The sequence below is a fragment of the Ralstonia sp. PBBBR1 genome (assembly GCF_002256165.1).
Taxonomy (GTDB): domain Bacteria; phylum Pseudomonadota; class Gammaproteobacteria; order Burkholderiales; family Burkholderiaceae; genus Ralstonia; species Ralstonia thomasii.
Genome location: NZ_NKIL01000017.1, coordinates 1 through 18,595, shown reverse-complemented (window position 1 = coordinate 18,595; position 18,595 = coordinate 1). Strand labels below are relative to the sequence as shown.

At 63.7% G+C, this 18,595-nt stretch carries 20 protein-coding genes; 16 read left to right on the top strand and 4 right to left on the bottom strand.

Annotated features, from left to right (window positions below):
- Positions 1 to 37: 37 nt before the first annotated feature.
- The 5 genes from metH to CFE42_RS22965 all read left to right on the top strand — a co-directional run bounded on the left by metH (position 38) and on the right by CFE42_RS22965 (position 5,107).
- A complete protein-coding gene (gene metH, locus CFE42_RS22985; protein WP_004633738.1) occupies positions 38 to 2,755 on the top strand; it encodes a methionine synthase in 2,718 nt (905 codons plus the stop codon).
- A gap of 241 nt (positions 2,756 to 2,996) precedes the next feature.
- A complete protein-coding gene (locus CFE42_RS22980; protein WP_004633737.1) occupies positions 2,997 to 3,410 on the top strand; it encodes a hypothetical protein in 414 nt (137 codons plus the stop codon).
- A 310-nt stretch (positions 3,411 to 3,720) separates the two neighbouring features.
- Complete coding sequence (locus CFE42_RS22975) at positions 3,721 to 4,353, top strand: response regulator transcription factor (protein WP_009277190.1); 633 nt, start codon at positions 3,721 to 3,723, stop codon at positions 4,351 to 4,353.
- A 102-nt stretch (positions 4,354 to 4,455) separates the two neighbouring features.
- Entirely contained in the window at positions 4,456 to 4,896 is a 441-nt protein-coding gene (locus CFE42_RS22970) for a response regulator (protein ID WP_004633733.1), read from the top strand.
- A gap of 70 nt (positions 4,897 to 4,966) precedes the next feature.
- Positions 4,967 to 5,107, top strand: coding sequence for an entericidin A/B family lipoprotein (locus CFE42_RS22965; protein WP_004633731.1), 141 nt, complete (start codon positions 4,967 to 4,969; stop codon positions 5,105 to 5,107).
- Between the two features lie 84 nt (positions 5,108 to 5,191).
- Here the strand turns inward: CFE42_RS22965 and CFE42_RS22960 are convergent, their stop codons facing one another.
- Complete coding sequence (locus tag CFE42_RS22960) at positions 5,192 to 6,634, bottom strand: CHASE3 domain-containing protein (RefSeq protein ID WP_004633729.1); 1,443 nt, start codon at positions 6,632 to 6,634, stop codon at positions 5,192 to 5,194.
- 223 nt (positions 6,635 to 6,857) lie between these two features.
- Here CFE42_RS22960 and CFE42_RS22955 point away from each other — a divergent pair, with 223 nt between their 5' ends.
- The 3 genes from CFE42_RS22955 to CFE42_RS22945 all read left to right on the top strand — a co-directional run bounded on the left by CFE42_RS22955 (position 6,858) and on the right by CFE42_RS22945 (position 8,195).
- Positions 6,858 to 7,031, top strand: a complete 174-nt coding sequence (locus CFE42_RS22955; RefSeq protein WP_004633727.1) for a DUF1328 family protein — start codon at positions 6,858 to 6,860, stop codon at positions 7,029 to 7,031.
- Positions 7,032 to 7,244: 213 nt separating this feature from the next.
- Positions 7,245 to 7,604 carry a DUF883 family protein gene (locus CFE42_RS22950; RefSeq protein ID WP_009277192.1) on the top strand — a complete coding sequence of 120 codons (360 nt, stop codon included), beginning with the start codon at positions 7,245 to 7,247 and terminating at the stop codon, positions 7,602 to 7,604.
- A gap of 33 nt (positions 7,605 to 7,637) precedes the next feature.
- Positions 7,638 to 8,195 carry a ferritin-like domain-containing protein gene (locus tag CFE42_RS22945; RefSeq protein WP_004633723.1) on the top strand — a complete coding sequence of 186 codons (558 nt, stop codon included), beginning with the start codon at positions 7,638 to 7,640 and terminating at the stop codon, positions 8,193 to 8,195.
- 126 nt (positions 8,196 to 8,321) lie between these two features.
- On the opposite strand, the gene CFE42_RS22940 is transcribed toward CFE42_RS22945, so the two are convergent.
- Complete coding sequence (locus CFE42_RS22940; protein WP_004633720.1) at positions 8,322 to 8,645, bottom strand: DUF1840 domain-containing protein; 324 nt, start codon at positions 8,643 to 8,645, stop codon at positions 8,322 to 8,324.
- Positions 8,646 to 8,819: 174 nt separating this feature from the next.
- Here CFE42_RS22940 and argS point away from each other — a divergent pair, with 174 nt between their 5' ends.
- The 5 genes from argS to CFE42_RS22915 all read left to right on the top strand — a co-directional run bounded on the left by argS (position 8,820) and on the right by CFE42_RS22915 (position 13,953).
- Positions 8,820 to 10,610 carry an arginine--tRNA ligase gene (argS, locus tag CFE42_RS22935; RefSeq protein ID WP_004633718.1) on the top strand — a complete coding sequence of 597 codons (1,791 nt, stop codon included), beginning with the start codon at positions 8,820 to 8,822 and terminating at the stop codon, positions 10,608 to 10,610.
- A 60-nt stretch (positions 10,611 to 10,670) separates the two neighbouring features.
- Positions 10,671 to 11,381, top strand: a complete 711-nt coding sequence (locus CFE42_RS22930; protein WP_004633716.1) for an SPOR domain-containing protein — start codon at positions 10,671 to 10,673, stop codon at positions 11,379 to 11,381.
- 160 nt (positions 11,382 to 11,541) lie between these two features.
- The gene (locus CFE42_RS22925) at positions 11,542 to 12,198 is read left to right on the top strand and encodes a thiol:disulfide interchange protein DsbA/DsbL (protein WP_004633713.1); all 657 of its coding nucleotides are present in this window, start codon (positions 11,542 to 11,544) and stop codon (positions 12,196 to 12,198) included.
- Positions 12,199 to 12,310: 112 nt separating this feature from the next.
- On the top strand, positions 12,311 to 13,111 hold the full coding sequence (locus CFE42_RS22920; protein ID WP_004633711.1) for an SDR family oxidoreductase: 801 nt from the start codon (positions 12,311 to 12,313) through the stop codon (positions 13,109 to 13,111).
- Complete coding sequence (locus tag CFE42_RS22915) at positions 13,108 to 13,953, top strand: helical backbone metal receptor (protein WP_004633709.1); 846 nt, start codon at positions 13,108 to 13,110, stop codon at positions 13,951 to 13,953. The genes CFE42_RS22920 and CFE42_RS22915 overlap by 4 nt, the downstream gene beginning before the upstream one ends.
- Positions 13,954 to 14,019: 66 nt before the next feature.
- On the opposite strand, the gene CFE42_RS22910 is transcribed toward CFE42_RS22915, so the two are convergent.
- Positions 14,020 to 14,406, bottom strand: coding sequence for an antibiotic biosynthesis monooxygenase (locus CFE42_RS22910; protein WP_004633708.1), 387 nt, complete (start codon positions 14,404 to 14,406; stop codon positions 14,020 to 14,022).
- Positions 14,407 to 14,440: 34 nt separating this feature from the next.
- The gene (locus CFE42_RS22905) at positions 14,441 to 15,520 is read right to left on the bottom strand and encodes an MBL fold metallo-hydrolase (protein WP_004633706.1); all 1,080 of its coding nucleotides are present in this window, start codon (positions 15,518 to 15,520) and stop codon (positions 14,441 to 14,443) included.
- Positions 15,521 to 15,704: 184 nt separating this feature from the next.
- Between CFE42_RS22905 and CFE42_RS22900 the strand changes: the two genes are divergently transcribed.
- From CFE42_RS22900 to CFE42_RS22890, 3 genes are all read left to right on the top strand, one after another.
- Entirely contained in the window at positions 15,705 to 16,202 is a 498-nt protein-coding gene (locus CFE42_RS22900; RefSeq protein WP_004633705.1) for a MerR family DNA-binding transcriptional regulator, read from the top strand.
- A 177-nt stretch (positions 16,203 to 16,379) separates the two neighbouring features.
- Positions 16,380 to 17,561, top strand: a complete 1,182-nt coding sequence (locus CFE42_RS22895) for an isovaleryl-CoA dehydrogenase (protein WP_004633702.1) — start codon at positions 16,380 to 16,382, stop codon at positions 17,559 to 17,561.
- 155 nt (positions 17,562 to 17,716) lie between these two features.
- The coding region (locus CFE42_RS22890; RefSeq protein WP_296159690.1) for an isocitrate dehydrogenase kinase/phosphatase AceK regulatory subunit at positions 17,717 to 18,595 on the top strand (879 nt) is incomplete at its 3' end.

Sequence of the window (18,595 nt, the reverse complement as noted above, 5' to 3'; positions counted from 1 at the left end):
GCCCGTACACCGCCGTCCCCATTCGCATCAAACGATCATGACCGACCACCCCATGCGCCTCTCTGGCCTCGAACCATTCAACATCGGCGAGAGCACGCTGTTCGTCAACGTCGGCGAGCGCACCAACGTCACCGGGTCCAAGGCGTTCGCGCGCATGATCCTGAACAGCCAGTTCGACGAGGCGCTGGCCGTGGCGCGCCAGCAGGTCGAAAACGGCGCGCAGGTCATCGACATCAACATGGACGAAGCGATGCTCGATTCCAAGGCGGCGATGGTGCGCTTCCTGAATCTGATCGCCTCGGAGCCCGACATCGCGCGGGTGCCGATCATGATCGACTCGTCCAAGTGGGACGTGATCGAGGCAGGCCTGAAGTGCGTGCAGGGCAAGGCGATCGTGAACTCGATCTCGCTCAAGGAAGGCGAAGAACAGTTTGCGCACCATGCCAAGCTCATCAAGCGCTACGGCGCGGCCGCCGTGGTGATGGCGTTTGACGAGCAAGGCCAGGCCGACACGTTTGCCCGCAAGACCGAGATCTGCAAGCGCAGCTACGACTTCCTGGTGAACCAGGTCGGCTTTGCGCCGGAAGACATCATCTTCGACCCGAACATCTTCGCGGTGGCCACCGGCATCGAAGAACACAACAACTATGCAGTGGACTTCATCGAAGCCACGCGCTGGATCAAGCAGAACCTGCCGTACGCGAAAGTGAGCGGCGGCGTGTCGAACGTGTCGTTCTCGTTCCGCGGCAACGACGTGGTGCGCGAAGCCATCCACACCGTGTTCCTGTATTACGCGATTCAGGCGGGCATGGACATGGGCATCGTCAACGCGGGCCAGTTGGGCGTGTACGAGAACCTCGACCCCGAGCTGCGCGACCGCGTGGAAGATGTGGTGCTGAACCGCCGCCCGGATGCCACCGATCGCCTGCTGGAAATCGCCGACCGCTACAAGGGAGGCGGCACCAAGCGCGAAGAAAACCTCGCCTGGCGTCAGGAGCCGGTGGAAAAGCGCCTGGCCCACGCGCTCGTGCATGGCATCAACGATTACGTGGTCGAAGACACCGAAGAAGTCCGCGCGAAAATCTTTGCTGCGGGCGGTCGCCCGATCCAGGTAATCGAAGGCCCGCTGATGGACGGCATGAACATCGTTGGCGACCTGTTCGGCGCCGGGAAGATGTTCCTGCCGCAGGTGGTGAAGTCCGCCCGCGTGATGAAGCAGGCGGTGGCGCACCTGATTCCGTTCATCGAAGAAGAGAAGCGCCAGATTGCAGCGGCCGGCGGCGACGTGCGCTCGCGGGGCAAGATCGTCATCGCCACGGTCAAGGGCGATGTGCACGACATCGGCAAGAACATCGTCACCGTCGTGCTCCAGTGCAACAACTTCGAAGTCGTGAACATGGGCGTGATGGTCCCGTGCAACGACATCCTGGCCAAGGCGAAGGTGGAAGGCGCGGACATCATCGGCCTGTCGGGCCTGATTACGCCGTCGCTCGAAGAAATGGCCTACGTGGCGTCGGAAATGCAGCGCGACGAGTACTTCCGCGTGAAGAAAATCCCGCTGCTGATCGGTGGCGCGACGACGAGCCGTGTGCATACCGCCGTGAAGATCGCCCCGAATTACGAAGGGCCGGTGGTTTACGTGCCGGACGCCTCGCGCTCAGTGAGCGTGGCGTCGAGCCTGCTGTCCGACGAAGGCGCCGCGCGCTACGTCGAAGAACTGCACGCCGACTACGACCGCATCCGCACGCAGCACGCCAACAAGAAGGCCACGCCGATGGTGTCGCTGGCGGCCGCGCGCGCCAACAAGACGAAGATCGACTGGAGCAACTACACGCCGCCCAAGCCGAAGTTCATCGGCCGCCGCGTGTTCCGCAACTACGATCTGAACGAACTCGCCCAGTACATCGATTGGGGCCCGTTCTTCCAGACGTGGGACCTGGCCGGTAAATTCCCGGACATCCTCAACGACGAGATCGTCGGCGAATCGGCCCGCAAGGTATTTTCCGACGGCAAGAGCATGCTCGCGCGCCTGATCGCCGGGCGCTGGCTCACGGCCAACGGCGTGATCGCGCTGCTACCCGCCAACACCGTCAACGACGACGACATCGAGATCTACACCGACGAATCGCGCTCGGAAGTCGCGCTCACCTGGCGCAACATCCGCCAGCAGAGCGAGCGCCCGATCATCGACGGCGTGATGCGCCCGAACCGCTGCCTGGCCGATTTCATCGCGCCCAAGGACACCGGCATTGCCGACTACATCGGCCTGTTTGCCGTCACCGGCGGCATTGGGGTGGAAAAGCGCGAGAAGCAGTTCGAAGCCGACAACGACGACTACAGCGCGATCATGCTCAAGGCCCTGGCCGATCGCTTTGCCGAAGCCTTTGCCGAATGCCTGCACGCCCGGGTGCGGCGCGACCTGTGGGGCTACGCACCGGATGAGACGCTCGACAACGATGCGCTCATCCGCGAGGAATACAAGGGCATCCGCCCCGCGCCCGGCTACCCGGCCTGCCCGGAGCACACCGTCAAGCGCGACATGTTCCGCGTGCTCGACGCGCAGGAGATCGGCATGGACCTGACCGAGGCGCTGGCCATGACGCCGGCCGCTTCCGTCTCGGGCTTCTACCTTTCGCATCCGGACAGCACGTACTTCACGCTCGGCAAGATCGGCCAAGATCAGGTGGACGACATGATCGCCCGCAGCGGTGAAGACCGCGCCTTTGTGGAGCGCGCCCTCGCCCCGAATCTCTGATTCTGTGACAAGACGTTTAAGACATAGTGTGAATCACGCTGTGTCTTACGTCCGCAAACCCTCACCGGCATTGGCTTTGCCGGGGTTTCAAGAGGGGCGATCCTGACATTACAAAGGCTTACACCCCCTAACAGTCGTAACCGAAAGGGCTCCATAGACTGAACCCATTCACTCAACACACACAGAGTGATGCCGCGACGAATCCCTCGCGTGGCCGTTCAGAACGAAAGGAGTCTCTTCCATGAACAAGCTGCTGATCTCCCTGTCCGCCATCGCCATCGCTGCTGCTTCGGCTTACGCCAACGCGCAAACCCCGTCGGCCGGCGTATCGCTGCAATCCAATGGCACTGCGGCCGTGGCACCGGCGCAAGGCAATGCCGGCGTGGGCCTGAAGGCCGATACGGGCGCCAAGCTGGACACCGAGTCCGCCAAGAGCCAACTGAACACCAAGGCTGAGCACGGCGCCAAGGCCGCGCACGAGCACAAGGCGAAGACGGAAGCCGGCGTCGACAAGACCGCAGACAAGGTCGGCAAGTCGGTCAGCAAGACGGAAAAGTCGGCCGAGAAGTCGGGCAAGGCCGCAAAGGCTGACACCGGCGCCGGCCTGAGCGCCGACGCAGGCGCGAACGCCGCCGCCACGACCCAGACGAAGTAACACGTCACTGCGCGGAAAAACCGGGGCCGCCCGGCAATTCCGGCTACCCTCGGGGCGGAACTCTTCCGCCCCGTTTTCTTTGGCCGCACGCGCCCAGGCACGCCGATTGCTGATCGGGGAGGCATCGACATGTTGCGATTCATGCACATTCCCGAGGTCTCTTATGGAAACGCAGACAACGCCTTCTCAAACCGCCAGCACGAGGGGCCCCGTTTTGGCGCAACAGTCCGATACAATTGCTGTCGTATCGAACCAACAAGCGCAGCGCACGGAGTCGGGCAATCCGCCCAGCGCGCTCATAAGGAGCAGCATGATTCGCGTCCTGATTGCGGACGACCACGAGATCGTTCGCGCCGGCCTTCGACAGTTTCTGTCCGAAGAGCGGGACATCGAAGTCGCGGGGGAAGCGGCCAGCGGGGAAGAGGTGATGGAGCAACTCCGCACCGGGGCCTTTGACGTCGTGGTGCTCGACATTTCCATGCCCGATCGCAACGGCATCGACACCCTCAAGCTGGCTCGCCAACGCCATCCGGATCTGCCGGTGCTGATCCTGTCGACCTTCCCGGAAGACCAGTACGCCATCAACCTGATCCGCGCAGGGGCATCGGGCTATCTGACAAAGGAAAGCGCGCCGGACGAGCTGGTCAAGGCCATCCGTACCGTGTCGCAAGGCCGTCGCTATGTCAGCCCGACCGTGGCCGAGCTGCTGATTGGCGGCCTGGAAAAGCCGACCGACCAGCCGCTGCACCAGACGCTGTCCAAGCGTGAGTTTCAGATCTTCTGCAAGCTGGCGCGCGGGCAATCGGTATCGATCATCGCGGAAGAGCTGTTCCTGAGCGTCAAGACGGTCAGCACTTACCGCACGCGGATTCTGGAAAAGATGGGCATGAAATCCAATGCCGATCTGACGTATTACGCCATCAAGAACGGCCTGGTTGAGTAGCACCTGATGGGGCGCCAAAACCCCTTGGCGCACCGCAAACCCAACTGGCATGTAGGACAACGCCTGATACCACCTCGGCAACCCGCTGGCTAACATCAACCCATGCTGGATCAAGCCGTCACCCTCTCCGCCCGTGGCCTGCGCGTCCTCCTGATCGAGGATTCCCCGGTGCTTCGCGGCATGGTGCTGGAATACCTCAAGGCCTCCGCCTTCGTGGCGACGGTCGAATGGGCAGACACCGAAGATTTGGCGCTGGGCCTTCTGGGGCAGGGCCACTACGACGTCGTGATCGTCGACCTGCAATTGCGGCAGGGCAATGGCTTCAAAGTCCTCCAAACGCTGCGCGATCAAGCGTCGCCCAGCGTACGTATCGTCTACACCAACCACGCTCAGGTTCCGACCTACCGGCAGCGCTGCTTTGAAGCCGGCGCCAACTATTTCTTCGACAAATCGCTCGAACTCGACAAGGTGTTCGAGGTGATCGAAGAGCGCGCCGGTGTCGGCCGCCCCCGTCCTCAGCCCGCGCAGCATTTCCACCCCTGAGATTCTTAGCGCGCCGCATCTGCCGTCGCGCCACGCGCCCAACGCCATTTCTCACCTCAAGGAGCGTTCGATGAAGACCTTGTGTGCCGCACTTGCAGTGACGTGTATGTTCCTGGCCGGCTGCAACACCATGGCCGGCGCCGGCAAGGACATCCAGACCGGTGGTCAGAAGCTGGAGAACTCGGCCGACAACGCCAAGCAGAAGATGTAACGTCAGCGCCAGCGACGCCGGCATCAAAAACAAAAAGCCCCGCGATGGGGCTTTTTGTTTGGGCGATGCGTTACGGCGAGCGACTTACACCGTCGCGCCGCCGCGGCCCGGGGCAGGCGCAATACCGCCAGTCAGCGCCTGCATGCCCGACGGTTCGTTAGCCGCGCCTCGGTCGAATACGGCATCGCTGGGGGGCAGCTCGACGATGATCGTCACACCGCCGCCTGGCATTGAGTCGATGACGAGCGTGCCGCCCAGCGCAATGGCGCGCTGCTCCATCCCCAGCAGGCCGTGGTGGCCGACCATGCGGCGCCGCTCGATATCGGCGGGGAACCCACAGCCGTTGTCGCGCACGCGCAAGCGCACGCCCTCTTCACCTACATCGAGCGCCACCGACACCGTGGTCGCATGCGCGTATTTCGATGCGTTGGTCAGCGATTCCTGCACGATCCGATACAGCGCGATGGCCGCATCGTCGGTGAGCTTGGGCATATCGTCGGGCAGGCTCACTTCCGTATGCCAGCCATTGCGCGTGCCCACGTCCTCCGTCAATTGCGAGAGCGCTTCCACCAAACCCAGGTTGAGCAGGATCGTCGGGCGCAGGTCTTCGATCAGGCGGCGCTTGATCTGGATGCCCTGATCCACGTGGGCCATCACGCGCGTGATCTTTTCGCTTACCGCAGGCTCATTGGCATGAATGCGTGAACGCAGCCAGTGGAGGTCCATCTTGGTGGCGGTGAGGATGGCGCCCAGCTCGTCGTGCAGCTCGCGCGCGAGGCGCGTCTTCTCATCTTCGGTCACGCGCTGCAGGTGCGCAGCCAAGTCGGACAACTGACGCGTGCGCTCACGCACCATACGGTCGAGCTTCTGGCTTTCCTCCTCCGCCATGTCGCGCTCACGCTCCGTCACGGCAAGGCGCTTGGCGTGCTGCATGCCCAGTACCACCAGCAGGATGATGTTGACCGCCGTGATGAGCGCAATGCCGTAGCGCGAGAGCGCCAGGTCGCGCTCGGCGTGTTCAAGACTGCGCGCCACGGTGGCGATCTCACGCTGACGCAGGCGGTCCAGCCCCTGCCGCACCGCTTCCATCGATGCCTTGCCAAAATCGGTGCGCACGAGATCGAGCGCCACTTCCAGATCACGCTTGCCGTAGATGAGGGTGAGTTCCATCTCGGTGAGCTTGCGGCTGACCTGGAGCGCCGTCTCCGAGAACAGCTTCAGCGCGTCAGGATCGTTGGCGTAGTGATCGCGAATTTCTGCCATCAACGCGTGGATGTGCGGGATGGCCTTGTTGTATGGATCGAGGTATTCGTCCTTGCCCGTGAGCAGGAACCCGCGTTGCCCGGCCTCGGCGTTCACCAGCTCGGCAAGCAGTTCGTTGATGGCGGTTTCGGCCTGCTGCGACTGAATCACCTGCCGATAGCCCTGGCTCAGGCGGATGTTGCCCGTCTCCGAGGCAATCAGCACCCCGAGCGTCAGCAGAATGCCGCCGGCGAGCAGCAGAGTGGAGCGCAAGGATGACCGCATGGCATGCAGACCCATAGGAAACGCGTCAAACCGCCCGACGCGGCGCGCGTTGCGTTTGTGTTTTTTTGGCAATTCGGATGATACCGCGTGGGCGCCCCGGGCGACACTTGGGGCGCACCCCGGTCAGGCACGCGATGTGCGTAGGGATACGCGACAGGGCGTCGGCCTCATCCAATGCTCCGCTGCCCTGCATTCCCATCCCATCCGAACCGGAGACGACAACATGCTGAAATGGGCACTCATCTTCGCCATCATCTCCCTGGTGGCCGGCGTCCTGGGCTTTACCGGCATTGCCGCAGGCGCGGCGAGTATCGCCAAGGTCCTGTTCTTCATCTTCGTAGTGCTGTTCGTGCTGTTTCTGGTGTTGGGCGTCACGGTCTTCAAGGCCGTCGATTAGCGCAGCCAACCCAGTCGGAAGCGCGGCCCGTGTCTTGCTAAGGGGTTTGGCATGCGGCCCGCTTTCGCAAAAACTGAAACCGCGCCCGAACCAACCGCGCCGCCGGAGTATGCCTTCCGGGGCGTCACGATGAGGAACTTCACCATGTCACTCTTTGCCAGCCACCGCGTCCGAAGCCGAATTGATGACGTCAATGATCGCGCGCACCGCGCCATGAACAGTGCCAGCGACGCCGTCGACCACGCCCGCTATGCCGCTCGCCCTGCCGTGGAAGACGTGCAGAGCCTGCTGCGCTCGCTTGAAAACGCCATCCATACATTGACCGACGAGGGCAGCGCAGAAGCCGACCGCGCCAGTCGCACGCTGCACGCGCGCGCCGACCAGCTGCGCCGCGCCGCCAATGAGCGTGCCCATCAGGCCCGCGAACGCATGGACTGGGCGCTCGATCGCACCGAAGAAACCATCACGGCGGCACCGTTCAAGTCGGTGGGTGTCGCTGTGGCGATTGGGGCAGCGATCGGGCTGGTGGTGGCGCTGGCCGGCGGAAGCAGCCGACGCGACGCCAGCGAATAAAACCAACCCGCAATCACCCGCAGGAGCAACCACATGAGCCGGACCAACGTCGCCGCCCCCTCGGAAAGCAGCTTCCTCACCGACATCAAAACCTTGCGCGAACGTGCCCGCAAGCACATTGAGGAAGGTGCGGTGACCGAAGATTACAAAGCCGATCGGGAGACCGTGCTGCGGCTGCTGAATGAGGCGCTGGCGACCGAGTTGATCTGCGTGCTGCGCTACCGGCGCCACCATTTCATGGCCAAGGGCATCAACGCAGAACCGATCGCCGCAGAATTCCTGGTGCACGCCAACGAGGAACAGGCACACGCCGACAGCATCGCCACGCGCATCGTGCAACTGGGCGGCGAGCCCAACTTCAACCCGGAAGGACTATCCACGCGCAGCCATTCCGAATACGTGGAAGCCGACGGCCTGGTCGACATGATCAAGGAGAACCTGGTGGCCGAGCGGATCGCGATCGACAGCTACCTGGAGATGATCCGTTACATCGGGGATCGAGACCCCACCACGCGGCGCGTCCTGGAACAGATTCTGGCCGTTGAGGAGGAACACGCGGACGAGTTGTCCGACATGCTCCACGACCAATAAAGCGAAAGCAGTCGGACGAGATACCGGCCAGCGCGCCAGCCCCCCTCCCCCGCTCCCGGCCCGCTGTGGCCGGATGCCCGGACCGCCCCGTTTGGCGGCCGGGCATTTTTTTGGCCCGCTCCGTCCTCAGACGCCCCAGAGCACGCTGGATTGTTCGACCAGCGATTCTTCCAGCATGTGCAGCAGCGGATAGGCGCGCTGCCCGAGGTGCGGCGGCTCTTCTTCGCCGTTTTCGTCCAGCTCGGCCGCCGACAGTTCGGCCACCTTGATATGTGCCTGGTGCGTGTCATCCTTGATGGCCCGCTTGAGGCGGTCGATGGCGTGGGGCATTTCTTCGGGCGTGATGACACCGCGCTCGCCCAGCGTCTTGCCGATCACGCCCAGCAGCACCATGGCGAGATCCTTCTGCATCGAGAATTTCTGCGAAGCGTGCGAAGTAAAGGTGATCATGATTTCTTGTTTCCCTTGGTTGGGTGGGGGCCGCGGATTGCCGTCACTGGGGCGGATACCTCTGAGACCGCGGCTCACCTGATAAAATTTCGTACTTTTCCCCGAACAACGCAACTGGCGGCGCCAGAACTGGATTTCAATCCAATTCAGCACTGCCGGCGTCATGGTTTCTTTATGCTGCCCTCCCACAAACAGACGATCGCCCAACTGTTGTCCGACGCCGTCGGCTCCCTGCTGCCCGAGGGCCAAGCCCGACCGGAGATCGTCCTGGAGCGCCCCAAGCAGGCCACGCACGGCGACATCGCCTGCAACGTCGCGCTGCAGCTCGCTAAGCCGCTGGGCACCAACCCGCGCGAGCTGGCCAGCAAGATCGCCGATGCCATCCGCGCCGATGCCCGCGGCCAGCGCCTGGTGGCCGCCGTGGAGATCGCTGGCCCCGGTTTCATCAACCTGCGCCTGTCTGCCGCCGCGCGTGCCGACGTGATCGCCGCCGTGTTTGCAGAAGGCGACCGCTATGGCGCCGCAAACACGCATGACGGCGCGCCGGTGCTGGTGGAGTTTGTCTCGGCCAACCCGACCGGTCCGCTGCACGTCGGTCACGGCCGCCAGGCCGCGCTGGGCGATGCGCTGGCGAGCCTGCTCGACTGGCAGGGCCACAAGGTCCACCGCGAGTTCTACTACAACGACGCCGGCGTCCAGATCCACAACCTCGCCGTCTCCGTCCAGGCCCGCGCACGCGGCTACAAGCCGGGCGACGCCAACTGGCCCGAAGCCGCTTACAACGGCGACTACATTGCCGACATCGCCGCCGATTACCTCGCCGGCAAGACCGTGCGCGCCTCCGATGGCGAACCCGTAACGGGCGAGCGCGATGTCGAGAACATTGAAGCCATCCGCCGCTTTGCCGTCACGTATCTGCGCAATGAGCAGGACATCGATCTGCAGGCCTTCGGCGTGAAGTTCGACCGCTACTACCTGGAGTCTTCGCTCTACACCGAAGGCAAGGTGCAGCAGACGGTGGACGCGCTCGTTGCTGCAGGCAAGACCTACGAGCAGGAAGGCGCGCTGTGGCTGCGCACCACCGACGACGGTGACGACAAGGACCGCGTCATGCGCAAATCCGACGGCGCCTACACCTACTTCGTGCCCGACGTTGCGTACCACACGACCAAATGGGGACGCGGCTTCACGCAGGTCATCAATGTGCAGGGCAGCGACCACCACGGCACCATCGCCCGCGTGCGCGCCGGCCTGCAGGGCCTGAACATCGGCATCCCGAAGGGCTACCCCGATTACGTCCTGCACAAGATGGTCACGGTGATGAAGGACGGCGCCGAGGTGAAGATCTCCAAGCGTGCCGGCTCGTACGTGACGGTGCGCGACCTGATCGAATGGTCCAACGGCGACGCCGACAGCGAAGCCGGCGTCGACACCATCCGCGCCTGCGTGGAAGCCGGCGAGCCGAACTGGCCGGCGCGCTTCACGCGTGGCCGCGACGCCGTGCGCTTCTTCCTGCTGTCGCGCAAGGCCGATACCGAATTCGTCTTCGACGTGGATCTGGCGCTCAAGCAGAGCGACGAGAACCCCGTGTATTACGTGCAGTACGCGCACGCGCGCATCTGCTCGGTGTTCGAGCGTGCAGGCGTTGACGCCGCCTCGCTCACCTGCGCTGATCTGGCTGCGGTGACGGGCCCGGATGTCAGCCCGCAGGCGACCGCCCTGGTGCAACGCCTGGCCGCATTCCCCGACATGCTGGCCGACGCCGCACGCGAACTGGCCCCGCACGCCGTGGCTTTCTACCTGCGCGACCTGGCAGGCGATTTCCACGCGTTCTACAACGCCGATCGCGTGCTGGTCGACGACGAGGCCGTCAAGCGTGCCCGCCTGGCGCTGCTGGCTGCCACGCGTCAGGTGCTGCGCAACGGGCTGGCGGTGATCGGCGTGTCCGCGCCGCAAAAGATGTAAACGCGCACGATTTGGCATCACACGGCGCTCTTATAATCGGGCGCTTCTAGAAGGATCGACATGGCACGCAATACGCAATCTTCCCGTGCCCGCTCGCAACGGGGCGGCACGTTTCTGGGTCTGGTGCTGGGCTTGATCGTCGGTTTGGCGATCGCCGTGGTGGTGGCGGTGTACATCACCAAGGCGCCGGTGCCCTTCGTGTCCCGTGGCGGCGCGCAACCCAAGCCGAGCGAAGCGGGCAACGTGGTCAACACGCTGCCGACGCCGGTGCAGCCCGCGCCGCAAGCCAGCGCGCCGCAGGCAGCAGACCCGAACGCGCCGTTGTGGAGCCGTGTGCCGGCCAAGCCGGTCGATCAGGCCGCCGAGCAGAACAATCCGCCGCCGGGCATCACCATCCATCCGGCCCAGCCGGGCTCGGCCCCGCAGGTGGCAAGCGCGCCCGCCGCCAAGCCGCCCAAGGCGCCGGTCACCGCCTCCAACGAAAAGCCGGTGACGGACCCGATTGCCGAGATCGCCCGCCAAGATGCCGCCAAGACGGGCTACTTCCTGCAAGTGGGCGCTTACAAATCATCCGAAGATGCCGAGCGTCAGAAGGGCAATCTCGCCATGCAAGGCTTTGAAGCCAAGGTGACGCAGCGCGAGGTGAACGGCACCACGATGTATCGCGTGCGCCTGGGGCCGTTCAATTCGCTGGATGAGATGACCGCCGTGCGCGGCCGCCTGCAGTCGACGGGCGTGGAATCGTCGGTCATTCGCTTCGCTCGCCAGTAACGTCAAGTCGTGCAGCCCGCTGTGAACCCGGCGGGCTGCGATCGGTCAGAAACCTCAGTCTCAGTTACGCTGACAGCGGCATCTGTCGGTTCTGCGCTGGATTTCGCTGGTTTTTCGGTTGCTTCGTCCAGTTCGTCGTCTAATTCGTCGTCCATTCACCATGAAAAAACTCGCTGCTTTCCTGATTGCCCTCGCCACCGGCGCCGGCTTCCTGATGACCGCGCCGGCCAACGCCGCGCCCACCGCCGGCAAGGAATACAAAGTGCTGCAAACGCCGCAGCCCGTGCCCGCAGGCAAGATCGAAGTGACCGAGTTCTTCTGGTACGGCTGCCCGCACTGCTATGACTTTGAAAACACCTGGACGGCGTGGGTCGCCAAGCAAGGCAAGGACGTGGTGATCAAGCGCGTGCCGGTGGCCTTCAATGCCAAGCTGGAGCCGCATACCCGCATCTATTACACGCTGGAAGCGCTCGGCAAGCTCGACGCCAAGGACGCCAGCGGCAAGACGCTGCATGACCGCGTGTTTGACCAACTGCACAAGAACTACCGTTCGATGTCCGAATTGGATGACATTGCGAAGTTCATGGCTGCCAACGGCGTCGACGAGAAGCAGTTCCGCGACACCTACAACTCGTTCAGTGTGAACGCCAATACCAAACGCGCCGCGCAGCTGGCCGATCAGTACAAGATCGAAGGCGTGCCGACCGTCGTTGTGCAGGGTAAATACACCACGTCGCCGGCAGATGCCGGCAGCAACGTGGGCGCTGCCCAGACGCTCGACTACCTCGTCGACCAGGTGCGCAACCGCAAGATGTGACGGATTGACGCGTTTCCGGGCATTCGCCCGGGCGTGACACCGCCATCGACGCCCGCCCCTGTGCGGGCGTTTTTTGTGCGTCGGCCTTTTTCACACCTACCAGGACATCGACATGAGCGAGATCGTCTTCATCACCGGCGCTTCCAGCGGCATCGGCCAAGCCTTGGCACGTCAGTACGCAGCGCAGGGCGCCATGATCGGGCTGGTCGCGCGGCGTGTCGACGTGCTCCACGAGTTTGTCCAGACGCTGCCTGCCGGCATCCAGAGCCGCTGCCATTGCTACGCCGCCGACGTGCGCAGCGCCGAATCGATGCGCGACGTGGCCAACGCCTTTATCGCCACGGTCGGGCTGCCCGATGTGGTGATCGCCAACGCCGGCATCTCGGTCGGCACGGACTTGCGCGAACCCGGCGACCTGAAAGCCTTTGCTGTCGTGATGGACACCAACTGGATGGGCGTGCTCAACACGTTCCAGCCGTTTGTCGGGCCGATGCTGGCACGCGCCAAGCCTGGGCAGCCCGGCGGCACGCTTGTCGGCATTGCCAGCGTGGCGGGCGTGCGCGGGCTGCCGGGTGCGGCAGCGTACAGCGCCTCCAAGTCGGCGGTGATCAAGCTGATGGAGAGCCTGCGCGTGGAATTCGGCCCGCTTGGGCTGCGCGTGGTGACGATCGCCCCCGGCTACATCCGCACGCCGATGACCGAACACAATCCTTATCCCATGCCCTTCCTGATGCCGGTGGACCGCTTCGCGCTGAAAGCCGTGAATGCGATCCATCGCGGCGTGCGCTTCACGGTGCTGCCATGGCCGATGGGCATGGTCGCCAAGCTGCTGCACGTGCTGCCGCGCGGGCTGTATGACTTTGCGTTTGCGCGCGCCGGGCGCAAACCCCGCAACCCCGAGATTTCGTCATGACTTACACCGATGCGGCTGGGCTCGCCCACGCCCCTGTCGACACCACACCGCGCATCGCCAGCCTGGTCCCTTCGATTACCGATCTGCTGTTCTCGCTCGACCTGGGCGATCAGCTTGTGGCCCGCACCGGCTTCTGCATCCACCCGCGCGAAGCGGTGCGCAACGTACCGAAGGTCGGTGGCACCAAGACCGTCAAACTGGACAAGTTGCGCGAGCTGGCGCCCACGCACGTCATCGTGAACATTGACGAGAACACGCGTCCGACCGTCGACAAGCTGCGCGAGTTCATCCCGCACATCATCGTCACGCATCCTTGCTCGCCGGAAGACAACCTCGCGCTATACGAACTGTTGGGCGGTATCTTTCGCCGCGAAGCGCAGGCGCAGAAGTTGTCGGATGCGCTGACGCAGGAGCTGGAGGCGCTGCGCGGTCGCCACTTCCTGCCGCACCGCGTGCTGTACGCCATCTGGCAAGACCCGTGGATGACCGTGTCGCGCGACACGTACATCTCGCGGATGCTCAAACTCGTCAACTGCCATACGTGGCCCGACGATCCGGCGCCCGTGGAATGCGGCACCAACAAGAGCGGCGATTGTGCCCGCCCCAACCGGCCCGACACGCGCTACCCGACGTTCCGCTGGAGCAATGATGTTGTGCGCAACATCGACTGCGTGCTGCTCTCCACCGAGCCTTACAGCTTTACCGAAGAGCACGTCGATGCGCTCGAAAAGCAGATCGGCAAGCCGGTCTACCTCGTTGATGGCGAGATGGTGTCGTGGTACGGCAGCCGCGCGATTGATGGCGTGCGGTATCTGGGGCAATTTGCGAAGACGCTGCGTTAGGGCCAAGTCTTCAGGCCGAAAAAAAACCCGCCGGTTGGCGGGTTTCTTGTTGGCCGCAGCGATACGTTATCGCTCGAACCCATAGTCGTACTCGACCTTGGCAATGCGCAGGTGGTACGACGCATACCACTGCTCACGCCCCAGCTTCTGGGCGGCAAGGTGGTCGCTCTGGTTCTTCCACTCGCGAATGGCCTCCAGCGACGACCAATACGACACGGTGATGCCCGGCCGCCCCTGGTCGCCAGCCAGCTCATCGCGTACGGATTCGATGCCGAGGAAACCCGGCATGCTGCGCGCCAGTTCCACCATGCGGTCGGCCATGGCGCCGTAGCCGTTGTCGCCGTCGGTTCGCGTGGAGGCGAAGATCACGGCGTAATACGGCGCAGTCGGCGTTTGCGCGGGAAACGGCAGGACAACGGCGCTGTCGTCGAGAACGTCATGCTGATCAGCCATGGGCGGCTCCGTTGAAAGGCACGGGTCGTGCGGTTTATGCAGCTGCGTGGAATCGAACGATACCGTCCGCGTCGGTTTCGCGCACCAGTTCGCCTTGATGCCACAGCGCATGCAGGTGAGCAAGCGCCTCGCCCATCGCGAAGGTCATCTGGTGCACATCGAACTGACGCTTGAAGATGACGTTGACGATGTCGCGTGCCGATTGCGGCGCGGCCTTGCACGCGGCCAACGTTTCGGCCAGGCGATCCGCATGGTGATCGCGCAGTTGCCGAATGCGCGTATGCAGCCCCCGGAACGGCCGCCCGTGCGACGGCAGAATCAGCACATCCGCGGGCAGCGGCTCGTACTTGCCCAGTGAATCCAGATACAGCGTGAGCGAATCCGCTTCAGGCTCCAGATCGAACACGCTCACGTTGGTGGAAATGCGCGGCAGAACCATGTCGCCGGAAATCAGCACGTTGGCCTCTTCACTGTAGAGCGCGACGTGCTCGGGCGCGTGGCCGAAACCGGTGATGACACGCCATGTGTGCGCGCCGATGGTGACGACATTGCCGTCCATCAGGCGGCGGTACTGGCTGGGCACGCCTGGCACGAGCGTGCTGTAGTAATCCTTGCGGTTACGGATGCCTTCGATGGAAGTCGGGTCGGTCAAGCCGTGGCGCTCGAAATGGCGCGCGGCAAATTCGCCGCCGGCATTCGACGCACCCGTGCCGCCCACCAGCATGCGCGCGAAGGCGTAGTCGCCCAGGCTCATCCACAGGCGCACGTTCCAGCGTTTTTGGTCGCCGCCTTCGCACAGCCAGTTCGACAGGCCGACGTGGTCCGGATGACAGTGCGTGACCAGCACGCGCAGCACCGGCAGGCCGTCGAGGTGGTTCGCGAAGATCGTTTCCCAGTACCCGCGAATCGCTTCGTGGTTGATGCCGCAATCGATGATCGTCCAGCCGTCCTGCCCGTCCTGCCGATCGCGCAGCAGCCAGAGGTTGATGTGATCGAGCGCAAACGGCAGCGGCATGCGCAGCCAGTAGACGCCAGGGGCGACTTCAAACCGCGTGCCGCCTTCGGGAAGCGTGTCGCCAAAGGGATAGTCGAGTTGGTGTTCGAGCGCGTTCATGTGGGTGGGGTCTCGGTCGCCGCCTTGAGCTGCTGTGCGGCGGTCTCTGCGATTGCGGTTTGGCGCCATTGACGCTAACGTAAACGTCAATTCGCCGCCGGTCATCCATCTTAAGCGAAAACTTAATGTCGCTGCCCGGCGTGCATGTGTCATCACTCCTCTGCCGTTAGCCCGTTCCCGCCGTATGTCCGCCTCCACTCCGTCTGCCGCCGCCGCGCTTGCCGCCGATCTTGAATCGGGCGATGCCGCCGCGCTTGCCGACGCAAGCTTCACCATCACCGATCTTGCACGCGAGTTCGACATCACGCCGCGCGCCATCCGCTTCTACGAAGACCAGGGTCTGCTGGCGCCGGATCGCCAAGGCCCGGGCGGACGTCGGCGGGTGTACTCGGCCGGCGAGCGCACGCGCCTGAAGCTCACCTTGCGAGGCAAGCGGCTCGGCCTGTCGCTGGGCGAGATCAAGGAGATCCTGGACCTGTATGAGTCGCCGCGCGATACGGTGCCGCAGCTGGAGCGCTTCCTGGCATCGCTGGCGCAACACCGTGCGGTGCTGACGCAGCAGTTGGAAGATTTGAACGCCCAACTGGCCGAGATCGACCAGCACGAACGCCAGTGCCGGCGCCTGCTGGAAGACGCGCAGGCCGGCACGGTCAAGCCGACCAAGCGTCGCAAGGCCGCCTGATTCCGCAAATCTACGTAATGGACAGTCATTGACGTTTACGTAAACGTCAATACAATACGCAACACCCTGCAGCACCCTCCCGGCACCGCGGCGCCCGCCATAAGCGAGGCGCACCGCACAGCGCCAGACCACTGACTAGAGACACCCGCGGCTCGAACCGCGCCCAAGGAGACCACCATGATTGATCTGCCCGGCCTGAAATTCGACTTGGGCGAAGACATCGAGATGCTGCGTTCGGCCGTGCGCGATTGGGCGCAGGGCGAGCTGGCACCGCGTGCCGGCGAAATCGACCGCACCGACCAGTTCCCGATGGACGCGTGGCGCAAGATGGGCGAGCTGGGCGTGCTCGGCATCACGGTGGCCGAGGAGTACGGCGGCGCCAACATGGGCTACCTGGCGCACATGATCGCCATGGAAGAAATCAGCCGTGCGTCGGCGTCAGTGGGCCTGTCGTATGGCGCGCACTCGAATCTGTGCGTGAACCAGATCCATCGCAACGGCACGGCGGCCCAGAAGGCCAAGTACCTGCCCAAGCTGGTTTCGGGCGAATGGGTGGGCGCGCTGGCAATGAGCGAGCCGAATGCCGGGTCGGACGTCGTCAGCATGAAGCTGCGCGCGGAACTGAAAGGCGACCGCTACGTGCTCAACGGCACCAAGATGTGGATCACCAACGGCCCCGACTGCGACGTGCTGGTCGTCTACGCCAAGACCGAGCCCGAACTGGGCGCGCGCGGCATGACGGCGTTCATCGTCGAAAAAGGCATGAAGGGTTTCTCGGTGGCGCAGAAGCTGGACAAGCTCGGCATGCGCGGCTCGCACACGGGCGAACTGGTGTTCGAGAATGTAGAAGTGCCGGTGGAAAACATCCTCGGTCAGGAAAACGGCGGCACCAAGGTGCTGATGAGCGGCCTGGATTACGAGCGCGCGGTGCTCTCCGGCGGCCCGATCGGCATCATGCAGGCCTGCATGGACGTGGTCACGCCGTACATCCACGACCGCAAGCAGTTCGGCCAGAGCATTGGCGAATTCCAGCTCATCCAGGGCAAGATGGCTGACATGTACACCACGCTGCAGGCTTGCCGCGCGTACCTGTACACGGTCGGCAAGAACCTCGACTCACTGGGCCGCGACCACGTGCGCCAGGTGCGCAAGGACTGCGCCGGCGTGATCCTCTACACCGCCGAGAAGGCCACCTGGATGGCCGGCGAAGCCATCCAGATCCTGGGCGGCAATGGCTACATCAACGAATTCCCGGTCGGCCGCCTGTGGCGCGACGCCAAGCTGTACGAGATTGGCGCCGGCACGTCGGAAATCCGCCGCATGCTGATCGGCCGCGAGCTGTACGCAGAGACGATGTAACTGGCGAGAGCAGGCGGGGCTGGGGCACGGGGCCATCAGCCAAACGGATAAGGAGGCGCAACGGTTTCAGGACGCGAACACGGTACCGAAGACCCTACAATCTAGGTCTGCCTGGTTTGCTGGTTTTGCCGCTTCCCTGCCCCCGCGCACACGCCATGTCCCATTTCCCCAAGCTCCTCTCGTCGCAGATCGCCTTCGACGTTGCCCGCACGATGCTCGACGGCTTCGACAAGCACTATCGCTTGTTCCGCGAGGTCAGCGTACAGGCCAAGACGGCGTTCGAGACCGGAGACTGGGCCGGCCTGCAGCAGTTGCAGCGCGACCGCATTGCTTATTACGACGAGCGCGTGCGTGAAGCCTCGGTCATCCTCGAAGACGAATACGACGCCGAGAACATCGACGACGAGATCTGGCGCCAGATCAAGCTGCACTTCATCGGCCTGCTGACCAACCATCATCAGCCCGAGTGCGCCGAGACCTTCTTCAACTCGGTGTGCACGCGTATCCTGCATCGTTCGTACTTCAACAACGATTTCATCTTCGTGCGCCCGGCCATCTCGACGGAGTACATCGAGAATGAAGAGTCGCCCACCAAGCCGACGTACCGCGCGTATTACCCCGGCACACGCGATGGCCTGGGCGCCTGTTTCGAGCGCATCGTCCACAACTTCCAGCTCAACGCGCCGTTTGAAGACCTGGAGCGTGATATCGGCTACGTGGTGCGCGCGGTGGGCGAGCACTTCGGCGATTTCCGCATCGCGCCGAATTTCCAGATCCACGTGCTGTCGTCGCTGTTCTTCCGCAACAAGGCGGCGTACATCATCGGGCGCGTGATCAACGGCGACAAGACGTTCCCGCTGGCCGTGCCGATCCTACGCAATGCCGCCGGCCAGCTCTCGCTCGACACGGTGCTGCTGCGGCAGGAACAACTGCTGATCCTGTTCTCGTTCACGCACTCGTATTTCATGGTGGACATGGAGATTCCGTCTGCCTACGTGACCTTCCTGCGTGACCTGATGCCGCGCAAGCCGCGC

Excerpts from the sequence above, each read along its gene's own strand:
- metH (WP_004633738.1), top strand. The coding sequence starts at position 38 with ATGACCGACCACCCCATGCGCCTCTCTGGCCTCGAACCATTCAACATC.
- CFE42_RS22980 (WP_004633737.1), top strand. The coding sequence starts at position 2,997 with ATGAACAAGCTGCTGATCTCCCTGTCCGCCATCGCCATCGCTGCTGCT.
- CFE42_RS22975 (WP_009277190.1), top strand. The coding sequence starts at position 3,721 with ATGATTCGCGTCCTGATTGCGGACGACCACGAGATCGTTCGCGCCGGC.
- CFE42_RS22970 (WP_004633733.1), top strand. The coding sequence starts at position 4,456 with ATGCTGGATCAAGCCGTCACCCTCTCCGCCCGTGGCCTGCGCGTCCTC.
- CFE42_RS22965 (WP_004633731.1), top strand. The coding sequence starts at position 4,967 with ATGAAGACCTTGTGTGCCGCACTTGCAGTGACGTGTATGTTCCTGGCC.
- CFE42_RS22960 (WP_004633729.1), bottom strand. The coding sequence starts at position 6,634 with ATGCGGTCATCCTTGCGCTCCACTCTGCTGCTCGCCGGCGGCATTCTG.
- CFE42_RS22955 (WP_004633727.1), top strand. The coding sequence starts at position 6,858 with ATGCTGAAATGGGCACTCATCTTCGCCATCATCTCCCTGGTGGCCGGC.
- CFE42_RS22950 (WP_009277192.1), top strand. The coding sequence starts at position 7,245 with ATGAACAGTGCCAGCGACGCCGTCGACCACGCCCGCTATGCCGCTCGC.
- CFE42_RS22945 (WP_004633723.1), top strand. The coding sequence starts at position 7,638 with ATGAGCCGGACCAACGTCGCCGCCCCCTCGGAAAGCAGCTTCCTCACC.
- CFE42_RS22940 (WP_004633720.1), bottom strand. The coding sequence starts at position 8,645 with ATGATCACCTTTACTTCGCACGCTTCGCAGAAATTCTCGATGCAGAAG.
- argS (WP_004633718.1), top strand. The coding sequence starts at position 8,820 with ATGCTGCCCTCCCACAAACAGACGATCGCCCAACTGTTGTCCGACGCC.
- CFE42_RS22930 (WP_004633716.1), top strand. The coding sequence starts at position 10,671 with ATGGCACGCAATACGCAATCTTCCCGTGCCCGCTCGCAACGGGGCGGC.
- CFE42_RS22925 (WP_004633713.1), top strand. The coding sequence starts at position 11,542 with ATGAAAAAACTCGCTGCTTTCCTGATTGCCCTCGCCACCGGCGCCGGC.
- CFE42_RS22920 (WP_004633711.1), top strand. The coding sequence starts at position 12,311 with ATGAGCGAGATCGTCTTCATCACCGGCGCTTCCAGCGGCATCGGCCAA.
- CFE42_RS22915 (WP_004633709.1), top strand. The coding sequence starts at position 13,108 with ATGACTTACACCGATGCGGCTGGGCTCGCCCACGCCCCTGTCGACACC.
- CFE42_RS22910 (WP_004633708.1), bottom strand. The coding sequence starts at position 14,406 with ATGGCTGATCAGCATGACGTTCTCGACGACAGCGCCGTTGTCCTGCCG.
- CFE42_RS22905 (WP_004633706.1), bottom strand. The coding sequence starts at position 15,520 with ATGAACGCGCTCGAACACCAACTCGACTATCCCTTTGGCGACACGCTT.
- CFE42_RS22900 (WP_004633705.1), top strand. The coding sequence starts at position 15,705 with ATGTCCGCCTCCACTCCGTCTGCCGCCGCCGCGCTTGCCGCCGATCTT.
- CFE42_RS22895 (WP_004633702.1), top strand. The coding sequence starts at position 16,380 with ATGATTGATCTGCCCGGCCTGAAATTCGACTTGGGCGAAGACATCGAG.